This window comes from Streptococcus sp. GMD4S (assembly GCF_000296955.1).
Genome location: NZ_AJRE01000447.1, coordinates 1 through 13,538, shown reverse-complemented (window position 1 = coordinate 13,538; position 13,538 = coordinate 1). Strand labels below are relative to the sequence as shown.

The window sequence follows — 13,538 nt, the reverse complement described above, 5'->3', positions numbered from 1 at the left end:
ATAGGAGAAAACATACATGGCTAAAATTGGATTAAACTACGGAGAAAAACTTCAAATTGCAGACAAAACCTATCGGGTAATCTCAGAAGGTCTAAATATCCCTCAAGTCTTTGGAAAACTTACCTTCCGAGGTATTGAAGGAACAGATACCATCTATGAAATTGACCGTTCCCAACGCAATCCTGACGGCTCCTACGTTCAGGTTAATACGGGGGAAATTCGGGGTGTTGTGGTAGGAATTCATTCTTCAGTCCAACACGAAACCCTCTTTTTCACTATTGCCGATATGGCGGAGTCTGAAATCGAAGACTTGGGACTCAAATACCGTGAGGAAGTGGAGCTAGAAGACATCGTCGTAACCCATACTCACGTTAACCGCAACGATATCTACAAGCTCTTTGCTTCTAAGATTAAGAAAAAAGGGGCAAGTCCTAAAGACTCTAAACCCGTAGAAAACAAGAAAGAAAACTAGGAGGTGACATATGAAACTCTTTACCTACCGTGGACAAAGAGTTCAAGTCTATCATCGACATATCAAGGCAATCACTTGGTTTATCTTGTGGTCGCCTTTTTTATTTGCCTTAGCTTACTACGGCTATCAACATCACTTGGAACTACAAGCCCAACCCTTTCCCAAAACCTACTACTTAGTTGCCTTTGCCTTACTATCCGCTCTTATCTCTCAAATCCTGAATTGGATTTGCTACGAGAAACTACTCGCTTTTCAAAAACTCAATAACTTGCGAATTCTCTCTCGTTTTCTCTTAGAAAACAACCTCTATCTAGTCAAGAAAGTCAAACGAGAGAAAAGGACGATAGAGAAAATCAGGCTTCCTCAAGTCTATCTTAAACAATCTCGTTATAGTTTGGAAGTCAGTTTTATCTTAGAAGGCAATAAGTTTCAAGATCGATTTCTCAATCTTGGGGCAACACTTGAAGTCATGTTTAATGGTGACTTTCGAAATAAAACCTTTGATAAACGTTTTATTAAGTACGATATCGCCATCAATCGTATTGATAGCCGTATTGGGATCGACCAAGTAGTGGTTGACGGGTCAAAACTCCAACTTATGAAAGATGTTGTTTGGGACTTCATCGAAGAACCACACTTACTGATTGGTGGAGGGACAGGAGGAGGGAAGACGATTCTTCTCATGTCAATCATCTATGCTCTTGCTAAGATTGGTTTCATAGATATTTGCGATCCGAAAAATTCTGACCTATCTGGTTTGAAAAAAATTCCTGTCTTTCATGGTCGAGTCTTTACCAGTAAGGAAGATATTATCCAGTGCTTTAGGGAAAACGTGGAGTTCATGGAAAAACGCTATGAACTCATGTCTACCTCTCCCAAGTTTCAAGCTGGGAAGAATTTCACTTATTACGGGATGAAGCCTAAATTCATTCTGGTAGATGAATGGGCAGCACTTATCGCTAAAATCGAACGTGATTATAGCCTACAAGCAGAAGTCACCGAATACCTTACTCAACTAGTCCTAGAAGGCCGTCAAGCTGGGGTTTATGTGATTTTTGCCATGCAACGTCCTGATGGGGAGTTTGTCAAAACTGCTCTTCGGGATAACTTTATGAAGCGCCTCTCAGTCGGTCATTTAGAATCAACAGGCTATGACATGATGTTTGGTGATGCCAATAAAACCAAAGAGTTTAAAAAACTGGATAAAATTAATGGTATTAAGATAAAGGGGCGGGGCTATATCGCAAACAACGGAGACTTGGCTGGTGAATTTTTCTCTCCTTATGTACCATTGGACCGGGGCTTTTCTTTCTATGAAGCCTACTCGCAAATTCCCATTTTAGAATTTGAAGGAGAAGAGTTTTCTGTCTTTAAAGACTATAACTCACTAGTCCCAACAAAAGAACTAATAGAGGAGGTAGAACAGGTAGAAAACCATGTCAACCAACGACCTCTAAAAGATTTTGCGGAAGAGCAGGAACTAAAAGTCGCAACGCTTCGAAAGATTATCTATCTCTTAGAAGAACAAGGAATAGATTTTGGCCGTTCTGACTCGGCTATTTTGGTGACTCCTCTTCAAGAAGAACTCCTTCTTGAAACTCTTCTCTGCTTTGAAGAGGGCGGACGAAGATCTTATGCCAAAGCCGTTCAGATGGTGCTTAGTCATCAGGAACTAGGACAAGGACAAGGGCAAGCCTGACGGCAAGTCAGGCGCAGACCGTAGCCCGAAGTTCCTAGTTTCTGATGATGAAACCCCCGATTTCTAATAGGGGGGTTACATTTGGCAAAATGGCAAAGTCCAACCCTCCTCATTCCTTGTAAGAGTTGGGATTGCGAATTTTAGAAAGTGTGTCACTTTGGCAAAAAAAGTGTGTCACTCATAAAAAAGGAGGTGTCCCCATGAATGGATAAAATCAGCCCATTCAATCTTAAGAAATTTCGTCAAGAAACAGGCATGAGCCAAAAACAATTTGCAGAAGCGGTTGACCTACCTACTAGAACCTATCGCTCCTACGAAGCTGGCGAAAGAGGATTGAGCATTGAAAAGTTCCGTGACCTAAAAGCCAAACTAGGCTTTCATAGAGATCATGAAAAGCAAAGTTTGCGTGCTCGGATTGACTACTTGCGAATCTCTTTTCCTGCTCTACGTGACTTAGAGTCTTTCTGTAAAAACTTTCTCTTCTGTCATCTGAGCGAATTTAGCGCTCAGGAGACACGGCTCATGAACTACACCCATCTTTGGCAACGAGGCAATATCTGGATTTTTGATTTCTTTGATAAAGCAGAAACCAAAGATTACCAATCCTGTCTTCAACTATCAGGGCAAGGGTGCCGTGAGTTGGAAGTACTCCTAGAATACAGGGGAATCACTTGGCAGGCCTTCCTTCAGAATCTCTTCTATGCTTATGAGGATTGCCGAATTAAGAGGTTAGATATTGCTCTAGATGAGCTCTATAAGGGCTTCGGAAAAGAAGATCAACAGATTCATCTACCTAAGTTGATTGAGAAGCTCTACGCAAAGGAAATTGTCCTCAACACCTTTCGGAAATGGAATGTAACAGGGGGCGGTTCTTTTATTGACAATGAGGATATGGAAGCTAATCATGGTTTGTCCCTCTACTTTGGATCAAGGCAAAGCCAACTCTACTTTAACTTTTACGAGAAACGCTATGAACTCGCCCGTCAAGAAAATATCTCCTTGGAAGAATCCTTGGAGATTTTTGGTATTTGGAATCGCTACGAACTTCGCTTTTCAGACCAAAAAGCACAAGGAGCTATCGAGGAATATATCAACGGTGTAGACCTTGGGGAAATCGCCCGTGGGGTTATCAATAATGAAATGCAAGTCTATGATGGAATCAATCAATTTGGAGCTTATAAGCCTGACCAGAAATGGCAACAACTTTTTGGTGGGGTAGAACCCTTGAAACTCTCAACCAGTCCCCAACCCTACTCTATTGAACGAACCATCCGCTGGCTGACCTATCAAGTAGCGAACTCTCTTGCTTTAGTTTCAGAAGCTGATCGTATCATGCAGACCGAATATATGAAGATGATACAAAATAGCGGGGAAATTACAGATCGTGGGAAGGCAATGTTAAAACTACTCAAAGCTAGTAAACATTATGAACATTAGAAAGGAAAACAACCAATGGAATACAAAGTTGAGATTAATTCACTAGAAAACTTTAAAGCTTGGTCAGGCGGATTAACAACTCTAAACACTGTTCGTGAACGTGGAGGATTGGATACCCTCACCATTATTTGTGAAGATATCTTCTGTGGGGATATCCCAACGGAAACTCAAATCAATGATTGGCTATGGTTTGATTCTGATTTTATCTTCCAAGCACTTGGCTATGATGATCTTCTAGAGGCTTCTTAAATTGCTTAAGAAAATCTATCAAGCAGACTTCTTTCTCTTACCTGAAAAAGAGTTTTGGCATTTCTACATTCTTTTAAGAAAAGGAAAGGAGTTCTACTATGAATGTGCTGGAAGATGCACCGAAAAGGAACCAAATTCTAAAGGCCTCTATAGCTACGAACATGCTTGCTTCACCTTAGAGGGACAAGTTCTTTCTCTCAATCAAAAGATGCGTCCCTCACTGATTGCTTACATCCAACAAACCATCAAGCAAAATCAAGAACAATTTAGAAAGGAACTCGAAATGGCAACAAAAACAACCTTCACCCGACAAGTAGAACAAGTCGCTAATGAATTAGGCGAATGTCTCAAAAAGAAAGATTATAAAGAATCTTGGACAAAAGCAGGTGAATTAAATAGCTTGCTGAAAAAAGAAGAAGCAAAGACTTTAGCTCCCCAATTACTGGAACAACTCCAATACGAGCTAAAAGGCTATTACTTTATCAATTCAGAAATGGAAAAACTTAATAAACGATTCTATGCAAAAGGAACCAAACTTATTGAGTTAGCCCAAGTGTAACAGGAGGAACTATGGACAATTTAAAATCCTATCTCTCAAAGGTGAGGCAATTTCTAGAACAATTTAAAAAGGTTGAACAGAAAAAGAAACCTCCAAAACTTAAAACCCTCACCAAAAAACATGTTAATCTTGCTGTAGTTGGCGGAACTTGCTGCCTTCTCTTTATTGGACTCATGGGTTCCATTCGAGCTATCACTCTATCCAATCAGGTTTCAAGTCTAAAAACAAGCATTGAAAACTTTGAAAAGGAAAAAGCAGACTCCCCTTCAACTACTAGGCAATATGACTACCGTCTACAATACTATCTAAACGATTTTGTTTATGCTTACTTTACCCTCTCACAAGAAAATAATAAGCAAACCGAACAAATTAATCATCTGAATTCCTTTTATGGTGCCCTTCCTGACACCAAGTCACAAGGGCAAGTCCGAAACCCTAGCGAGGTGATTTATTCGCAACTCATCACTGTAACAGATAAAGTGGCAACCTACCGTGTCAAATACAAGGAATGGATCAAAAAGGACAACAACACCGAGAAAAAGGAAATCACAACAGGATTTAATATTCCTTTTGAAGAAGTTAATGGTAAATATCGTATCGCTGGTCTACCTTGGTTCTCAAGTCTTGACTCCTCACAAGCAATTCCATCTTCAAAAAACGAGCAATTGACCCTGTCAGCAACTGATCGTCTATCGGAGGATGAACACAAGAAAGTAGATAAGTTTTTAACTGTCTTTTTCACCAACTACACTACAAATCAAGACAATCTGAATTTGATTGCTAAAGATATTTCTGTAGTCGCAAATACTACCTTTAAAAGTATTGACTACACCTATCTAAAAGAAGATGGAGAAAAGCTCATCGCAACTGTTCAAGTTACTTTTGAAGTAGGGGCTTCAACTCATTCAGAGAATTTCACTCTCACTCTTACTCAAAATAACGGGACATACTTTGTAGATGAGTTAGCCCACACCATCCCTATTAACTACGCAAAACAAGAAAAATAAAGGAGAACAACATGAACACAGAAAATCTACGAGCCTTCCTACAAGGAGATGCTGTTTGGGTACTAGGAGCAATTGCAGTCCTACTTGCAGTTAAAGCTTGGCGCAATAGCTCTTGGATCCAGCTTTTTTCAGTAGTTTGTTTTTATGCTGTCATTGTCTCACTCACAAAAGGACAAGACATTCTAAAAGCTTTTGGCTGGTTCCTTCGTCTCTTTGGGATTGAAACAGGACTCTAACTATGAAAGATGAAAAACTGTATGATTACGCCAAGGGGCTTAACGCCCCTTATTGGATTCAAGAGATAAAAACTAAAAAAGGCACTCGCATTTGGTACTTTGCTACTCCCATGCAACTGTCTTTTTTTATAGTCTTTATTATTGTCTTGGTGGCTATGCTCTTAGCCGGTGGTTTTATCCTTGTTCCTCTAGCTAAAGCCACCCACTCGATTTCATTAATTCTCTACTGGTTTATCCCTTATAAGCTAGCAAAATTTTATACAGAATACGAACCACATGGAAAGAAAATGCATCTTTTTCTAGCAGATTACCTAATCTACTGTTGGGATTTTAAACTCAATAAAAAAGCAATCTACCATGAAGATCGTATTGAACCGGTTGAAGAAATCGTCTTTGAGAAAACAAACCTTTAGAAGGGAGGAACTATGTCTCTAACACTAACTTATCCCATTCTACAAACTCATGACAATCTTGTCTTGAAACGGGATCGGTCAGTAATGGCCTACTACCGTATTCCGAATACCCCAATTACCATAACGGATGACGGACGGAAAAATAAGCACAAATTAACCGTTGCACAAATGATGAAGAAACTTCTAAAAAATCAATATTTTGAGGTTTCCCTCATTCCTAAGGATTATCTTCTAGAGGAAAAATTAAAGGACTTCTCAGAAGCGCTAGCGGATGATAGTAGAGAGCTCGGTGAAGAACTCCTCCTCTACACCGTTGACCATTTAACAAATGAAATGGAAATCCCTTATCAATTTGATTGGGTTATTGGAGTTAACCTAAGAAAACAAAATCATGGGCAAACAATCAAAGAATTAGCCCTTGAAAGCCTAACTGATTTTTCCGAAAAAATCGCTCAGGGGTTTGGCTACGAATATGAACTCGCTGAAAACTGGTATGAGGACTACTGTGCAGATGAGTTTACCATTTACCAAGCCCTCGCTCCCTTACGAGCAAAAGCCTTATCGGATGAGGAATTGTTCTACTACCAACGGATGCAATATCTCCGCTATATTCCCCACTACAAAAAGGAAGTCCTCGCCAATCGTTCCCAATTTAACATCACGGATACTCTAATCAAAGTTACCAAGGGTGGCTTTTTAAAACTAGAAAGTCCTTATGGTTCTTCTTTTGTTACCATTCTTCCTGTTGGAAAATTTCCTATTCAGTTTAACGGCTTTCATCTAGGAGAATTTGTCCAACGGCTTAACTTCCCAGTTGAATTGCGTATTAAGGCAGAATTTATTGATAACAATAAAATCAAAGGGAAAATGGGACGATCCAATACCCGCTATCGCAATATTATGGAAGAGGCAGAAAATACTGATACTGTCCAACAAGATGAAATCATCATGGGGTCACTTTCTCTAAAAGACTTAATGAAGAAGGTAGGAAATAAGGAAAATATCATCGAATATGGAGCTTATCTTATTGTATCTGCCTCCAGTATTGAACAACTACGACAACGTAGACAAGTAGTTCTCAATTACTTTGATGATATGGGCGTTGAAATCAGTGAAGCTAGCCAAGATGCACCCTACCTTTTTCAAGCCCTCCTCTATGGTCAGCATCTTCAAAAGAAAACGAGAACTTGGACTCATATGGTAACTCCTCGTGGTTTCTCAGAACTGATGCCCTTTACCAATAGCTCTTCAGGAAATCGGATTGGCTGGTATATCGGACGAGTAGACAACTGGACAGGGCGTTGGGATTCGATTGAAAAAGCTATCGAATCCTCCAAAAACATTGTTCTATATAATGCCACTGTCGGAAACAAAGAAGATATCGCTGGTAAAATCACTAAAAACCCACACATCATTATCACAGGTGCTACTGGACAAGGAAAATCCTTTTTGGCTCAGATTATTTTCTTGAGCGTTGCCCTGCAAAATGTCAAAACCCTCTACATTGACCCGAAACGAGAACTCAGAAATCACTACCAACAAGTGATTCACTCGCCTGAATTTGCTAGGCTCTACCCTGAACGTAAGAAACAGATTGAAGCATTTAACTTTGTCACTCTTGATAGCTCGCTACCATCTAACCACGGGGTTTTGGATCCCATCGTTGTTCTTGAGAAAGAACAGGCAGTCGAAGTCGCAAAAAATATGTTGGAATTTCTCCTGCAAGCTGTAGATGATGTTACCATGGATCAAAAGACAGCCATTACAGAGGCTATAAACATCATTGCAGAGAAAAGAGAGCAAGGTCAAGCTGTTGGATTTAAACAGGTCTTAGAACACCTGAAAATGGACGAGAAGGATGATATTGCTTCTGTGGGACGTTATCTAACTTCTATTGTCACGAATTCCATCTTGGAACTTGCCTTTTCAGATGGAACCACTCAAGGACTCAACTACGATTCCCGAGTCACCATTCTAGAAGTTAACAACCTTAAACTACCTAAAGATAATTCCACAAAGATTTCCGACCACGAAAGAAATTCTATTGCTCTCATGTTTGCGCTTGGTGCCTTTTGTACCCATTTTGGAGAGCGCAATGAAAATGAGGATACCATCGAATTTTTCGATGAAGCATGGATTCTGATGAAATCCGCAGAAGGAAAAGCCGTTATAAAAAACATGAGACGTATTGGGCGTTCAAAAAACAATACCCTTGCACTCATTACTCAATCTGTACATGATGCTGAAAATGACGATGACACGACGGGCTTTGGAACCATATTTGCTTTTTACGAAAAGTCAGAAAGAGAAGATATTCTTCATCACGTCAACCTAGAAGTCAACGAACAAAACCTAGAATGGATTGATAATATGATTTCAGGGCAATGTCTCTACTATGACGTCTATGGCAACCTGAACATGGTTTCTGTTCACAATCTTTTTGAAGATATTGACATGCTACTAAAACCTATGAAAGCAACAGTTTCTTCAAGTCTTGAAAATAAATACGCTAGTTAGGAGGTGAAACCATGCAAGAAGCTTTTGAGAAATTAAAAGGCGTTGATATTTTTTCGCTCAAGTCCTATATGGAGCCAACTGGGTTCGGTTCCTTTAACGGTGCATGGGTAATGATTAATGAAATCTTCGTCAATTTTTTCTTTTTCCTGCTCAATGCCATTGTCGGTTTCTTCTCTCTTCTCATTCGTATCTTAGAACAAGTGGATCTCTACTCCGCCTACAAGACCTATGTCTTTAACGGTGCAAGTTCTATCTGGGAGGGATTCACGACTTCAACCACTAACGGAGTTGGAAAAGATTCCCTCATTTCAATGTCCTTACTTATTCTTGGGATTTATCTATTTTATCAATACTTCTTTTCTAAAGGGAGTTTCTCAAGAACGGTACTTCATGTCTGTTTAGTAATTCTCTTAGGATTTAGCTACTTTGGAACAATCGCAGGAACTTCAGGCGGACTTTATCTGCTTGATACCATCCACAATGTTTCAAAAGATGTCTCCTCAAAAATTTCCAAAATTGAAGTCAACTATGATAAAAATAAGTCAATCAAAATTGGCGATTCAATGGCTGATAGCTATATTGCTGAAACTTCCTATAAAGCCTATATCTTTGTAAACACTGGTCAAGAAAACGGCAAATACAGGAATAGTCAAGATGGAAAAGAAGAGGAATTTGATAATAGTAAAGTATTAGGTACTTCTGATTCAAACGGAAACTTTACAGCAGTAAAAGCGAAAGAGCGCTCTGACTATCTAGATAAAATCGGAAATGGTGCTAATGAAGATGGCGAAAAGAACCGCTGGGTTTCTGCGATGCCTGACTTCATCTTTATTCGTATGTTTTATATCATCTTTAAAATTGTAGAAGCCATTGTTTTAGCTATCCCAGTTATATTGATTCAAATTCTAAATATCCTTGCTCAAGTTCTAGTTCTCATGATGATTTTATTATTCCCAATTGCTCTTCTTGTTTCCTTTATTCCTCGGATGCAGGATTTGATTTTTGGGGTTCTTAAAGTCATGTTTTCGGGCTTAGCTTTTCCAGCAATTACTAGCCTCTTAACACTATTCATCTTTTACATTGAACAATTAGTTGAAAACTTGGTAACGTCTGGCTTCGATGATATTTTGAAGACTCTCCCTTCTCTCCTACTTTTTGGACTCGTCTTTAAACTCTTAGTTTCTGTTGCTTCTAAAGCCATGATTTTTTTCCTCCTTTGGAAATACAAGGCAGAAATTATTCAGTTTGTTCTTGGTTCTAAAGCTCGTATGGTAGCAAATGATATCGGAAACAAGGTCACAGAAACGGTTAGCCAAACAAAGGAATTAGCTTCACAAGTACCAACTAAGGCTCTTTCATCTGCTCAAGGACTAGGTAATTTTGTCCTTTCTAGTGCTGGATACGGAGTTGGGGCAGTCATGAATGCAAGGAGCCAATTCCAACAAGTTGGGTCATTCTTTACTAGCAAGCAACCAGATGAGGAAGAGCATTTACCACCCATAGAAACAGAGCAAGTACAAGAAGATGGGGCTAAATTATATCCTAGGGTTCAGCATAGCACGAAACAACAAGGAAAAACACTTTCGTCTAACTTTGCACCAATTTCGCAACCAAACAATGAAAAAGTCACCCCAGAAGAAGAATTTGAAACTCTCAAGGAAGAATGGATTTCTCCTATCAAGCAATACCGTATCAATCGTATAGAGGCAAAACTAGAAGATTACAAAGATCCTCAATCCATGTTTAAAGCGCAAGGTTCAAACGCCTTTACCCGTGCATACAGAAAAACTATGACAAGGGATGATAAAATCAAGGCTAATATTGAACGCAGAAACAGACTAACCGAGAGACTAAACCAATTACGAGGAGAAGCAAATGAACACAAAAATTCGTTCTAAAACCTCATTCCCAAGAGTTCTAGAAGATACACTCTATCAAGCCTATCAAGAAGGAAAACGCTCAGTCGATTTCCTTCTTTTATTTCCAGTAAAGGATACTGAAAGAGAAATGATTATCTCCCAAGTAAAAGCACATACAATTGTCTTAGATGCCAAATGGCGTTTTGGAACAGTACTCTTTACTGCCTATATTCGTTATTAAGAAGAGGAGGGTTTATGAAAAAAATCAAATGGTTTCTCATCCTTGGTCTCCTCCCTCTACTCATGCCGATTCTTGTTATTCTCATTCTTGCCTCTGCCATGGCTGGGGGATCCATTGGTGGAAATTCCAACATTCAAAATGGAGTTACCTATTCTGAACACTGGTCAGACGGGGACGCCTACACACATAATCTATTAGTTCATCGTTACGGAATCAAGGCTTCGCAATTAGATGGATTCCTAAAAACTCTAGGAATCAACTATGATTCAAGTCGCATCAATGGGACAAAATTGCTAGAGTGGGAAGCCAAGTCAAATCTAGATGTTCGAGCGATACTTGCGATCGCATTGAATGAAAGTTCACTAGGAACTGCTGGGGTTGCGACAAATCCAGGAGCCAATATGTTTGGATATGGAGCTTTTGACTCCAATCCTGAAAATGCCAATAACTTCAATGATGAGGTTGCCGTAGTCGCTCTTACCCAACAAACTATCATTGGCAATAAAAATCAAACCTTCAAAATCCAAGACGACAAGGCAAAGAAGTTAGCTTCTGGCACTTTGAATACTGCCGTTGATGGAGGGGTCTACTTTACAGATACTTCTGGTTCAGGAAAAAGAAGAGCTGAAACCATGCAAAAACTGGATACTTACATTGATGAAAACGGAGGAACCCCAGAAGCACCTAAACAAACTACAGGTAAAACAAGAGACGGTGGCGGTGTTACTTCAAGCGATGTTCCTGAAGGATATAGTCTTACCCAAGCTATTGATACTACTAACTATATTGCAAGCTCTTATCCATGGGGGCAATGTACTTGGTTTGTCTATAACCGTGGAAAAGAAGTTGGTGTCAGCTTTGACCCTTATATGGGGAATGGTAATCAATGGATGGAAAAACCAGGTTATACAACTACAAATACACCAACCGAACACTCTGCCTTATCCTTCTCATCGAGTCAAGCTGGCGCTGACCCAATATATGGACACGTAGCCTTTGTGGAACAAGTAAAATCAGACGGTTCCATTTTAATCTCTGAAAGTAACTATAAGGGGCTTGGGATTATATCTTATAGAACTTTTGATGCAGAGACAGCAAAACAGTTTACTTATGTAATTGGAAAATAGAAAGGAGAAAATATGTTAGTACAACTACCCGAAGAACAAACTCAAGAAATTCAGCAAATGATTGCAACACTAATCAAAGATGAAATCCATCACTTTAAAGAGGATATTGGAGTAGACAGCCCCTTCTTGAATAAAAAGCAGACTTGCAATTATTTAGGAATATCTAATAATACCTTAGATATTTGGATCGCAATGGGGCTACCCTATATTCGAATTGGAAAGTCTATTCGTTTCAACAAGGATAGTATAAATCAATGGATGACACGATTAGAAATCAGCGCATAAGGAGAAAAAATGGGTATTTCTAAAACAAATAATGGATCATATAGACTTAGGGTGTATATACCTGATGAAGTCCAGGGAAAACTGGGGTTAGGAAGACGATATGAGAAACGGTTTAAAACCCGAAGAGAAGCTAAAGAAGCTGAAATAAAGTTAACTATTGATATTGAGAATGCTAGATTGGGTAGAGTCCCTGTTAATTCAAATAACAAAGGTAATATCTTATTCAAAGACTTTTATAAAGATATTTGGCTGGAACCATACAAAGCAGGTCAAACTACCACTACACTAAAACCTCCTACTAAGGCAACAGTATTTCAAACAGAAAATATATTTAGGCTTCATATCATTCCAATTTTAGGTAATTACTCAATAGAACATTTGATTAATAATAAACAACTTGTACTATCACTACTTACTCCAAAGGCAAATAGTTATGCTAATTTCAAGGTAATTAGGAGCTATGTAAATTCTGTTTTCGATTGGGCTGAGGAGCTTGAATATATTCCATCAAATAAACTCCGAAAAACAATTAGTAGAATTAAAGCAAATAAAAAAATTCTCCTTAAAGAGAGTAAACGTGAAGAAGATCTTTCTCTCGATAAAGAGGAGCTAAAATTATGGTTACAAGCTTTTGACACTGATTTAAAGGAAGGAATCATTGACCTAAAAGACTACACTCTCTTTTATACTACCTTCTTTTTATCTGACCGAAAATCAGAAAGTTATGCTTTGCAATGGAAACACATCAATTTTTCAACCGGAGAAATACTTATAGAACAAGCTTTAGATCGTTTTGGTAATGTAAAATCAACTAAAGGAAACAAAAAAACTCTTTTTAAAGCACCAACGGAATTAATGGAGCTTCTAGCAAATTGGAAAGTTAAACAACAAGAAGAACTCAAACTTTTTGGACTGAGGCAAACACAAAAACAGTTTGTTTTTACATATAATAATCGGACTAATAACATTAATCTTCCCCTCCATGTCGACTATCTGAACTATAGAATGAAATCAGTTAGACATAGACATCCCGAATTAGCTCCTGCATCTCCTCATAAATTGAGACACACAGGTGCCACTCTAGCAAAATTAGCTGGAGTTTCGCTTGAGGAAATTTCTGAAGCGCTAACCCATAGTGACAAGGAAATTACAAAGACCTACGTCAACACTAAAGATAAAGTTAATCAGACCGTAGGTGATATTGCATTTCGTAGCTTAAAAAATTGATGGGGTGAATATGGGGTGAATTTTGGGGTGAACTTTAGATTTTTGAAACAAAAAAGACATCCAAGAGAAAATTCTTGAATGTCTGTAAACGTTGATATAATCGTATTGATTAACGTTTTGAGAATTGTGATGCTTTACGAGCTTTCTTAAGACCTGGTTTCTTACGTTCAACTTTACGTGAGTCACGTGTAAGAAGTCCTGCGCGTTTCA

The 13,538-nt window shown here is 38.8% G+C and carries 15 protein-coding genes; 14 read left to right on the top strand and 1 reads right to left on the bottom strand.

The window, feature by feature from the left end; translation table 11 throughout:
* Window positions 1-16: 16 nt before the first annotated feature.
* The 14 genes from GMD4S_RS10990 (at window position 17) to GMD4S_RS13640 (ending at window position 13,328) form a co-directional block, all read left to right on the top strand.
* The gene (locus GMD4S_RS10990; RefSeq protein ID WP_001062571.1) at window positions 17-472 is read left to right on the top strand and encodes a hypothetical protein; all 456 of its coding nucleotides are present in this window, start codon (window positions 17-19) and stop codon (window positions 470-472) included.
* A gap of 10 nt (window positions 473-482) precedes the next feature.
* The gene (locus tag GMD4S_RS10985; RefSeq protein WP_000765654.1) at window positions 483-2,171 is read left to right on the top strand and encodes an FtsK/SpoIIIE domain-containing protein; all 1,689 of its coding nucleotides are present in this window, start codon (window positions 483-485) and stop codon (window positions 2,169-2,171) included.
* Between the two features lie 204 nt (window positions 2,172-2,375).
* Entirely contained in the window at window positions 2,376-3,608 is a 1,233-nt protein-coding gene (locus tag GMD4S_RS10980) for a replication initiation factor domain-containing protein (protein WP_000357954.1), read from the top strand.
* A gap of 15 nt (window positions 3,609-3,623) precedes the next feature.
* Window positions 3,624-3,857: a hypothetical protein gene (locus tag GMD4S_RS10975; protein ID WP_000456036.1), complete on the top strand. Its 234-nt coding sequence runs from the start codon at window positions 3,624-3,626 to the stop codon at window positions 3,855-3,857.
* 1 nt (window position 3,858) lies between these two features.
* Complete coding sequence (locus tag GMD4S_RS10970) at window positions 3,859-4,416, top strand: hypothetical protein (protein WP_000914000.1); 558 nt, start codon at window positions 3,859-3,861, stop codon at window positions 4,414-4,416.
* Between the two features lie 11 nt (window positions 4,417-4,427).
* Window positions 4,428-5,423: a conjugal transfer protein gene (locus GMD4S_RS10965; protein WP_000369354.1), complete on the top strand. Its 996-nt coding sequence runs from the start codon at window positions 4,428-4,430 to the stop codon at window positions 5,421-5,423.
* 11 nt (window positions 5,424-5,434) lie between these two features.
* A complete protein-coding gene (locus tag GMD4S_RS10960) occupies window positions 5,435-5,659 on the top strand; it encodes a TcpD family membrane protein (protein WP_001091060.1) in 225 nt (74 codons plus the stop codon).
* 2 nt (window positions 5,660-5,661) lie between these two features.
* Complete coding sequence (locus GMD4S_RS10955; RefSeq protein WP_000650966.1) at window positions 5,662-6,072, top strand: conjugal transfer protein; 411 nt, start codon at window positions 5,662-5,664, stop codon at window positions 6,070-6,072.
* A 12-nt stretch (window positions 6,073-6,084) separates the two neighbouring features.
* Window positions 6,085-8,589, top strand: a complete 2,505-nt coding sequence (locus tag GMD4S_RS10950; RefSeq protein WP_000059963.1) for an ATP-binding protein — start codon at window positions 6,085-6,087, stop codon at window positions 8,587-8,589.
* Between the two features lie 11 nt (window positions 8,590-8,600).
* Window positions 8,601-10,487: a hypothetical protein gene (locus tag GMD4S_RS10945; protein ID WP_001154553.1), complete on the top strand. Its 1,887-nt coding sequence runs from the start codon at window positions 8,601-8,603 to the stop codon at window positions 10,485-10,487.
* The gene (locus GMD4S_RS10940) at window positions 10,465-10,689 is read left to right on the top strand and encodes a hypothetical protein (protein ID WP_001092959.1); all 225 of its coding nucleotides are present in this window, start codon (window positions 10,465-10,467) and stop codon (window positions 10,687-10,689) included. Before GMD4S_RS10945 ends, GMD4S_RS10940 begins: the two co-directional genes overlap by 23 nt.
* A gap of 14 nt (window positions 10,690-10,703) precedes the next feature.
* Entirely contained in the window at window positions 10,704-11,816 is a 1,113-nt protein-coding gene (locus GMD4S_RS10935) for a CHAP domain-containing protein (RefSeq protein ID WP_000721540.1), read from the top strand.
* A 12-nt stretch (window positions 11,817-11,828) separates the two neighbouring features.
* Entirely contained in the window at window positions 11,829-12,101 is a 273-nt protein-coding gene (locus GMD4S_RS10930; RefSeq protein WP_000960974.1) for a helix-turn-helix domain-containing protein, read from the top strand.
* Window positions 12,102-12,110: 9 nt separating this feature from the next.
* Window positions 12,111-13,328, top strand: a complete 1,218-nt coding sequence (locus GMD4S_RS13640) for a tyrosine-type recombinase/integrase (RefSeq protein ID WP_000512969.1) — start codon at window positions 12,111-12,113, stop codon at window positions 13,326-13,328.
* A gap of 109 nt (window positions 13,329-13,437) precedes the next feature.
* On the opposite strand, the gene rpsI is transcribed toward GMD4S_RS13640, so the two are convergent.
* A partial coding sequence (gene rpsI, locus GMD4S_RS10920; protein ID WP_008291375.1) for a 30S ribosomal protein S9 occupies window positions 13,438-13,538 on the bottom strand: 101 nt, incomplete at its 5' end.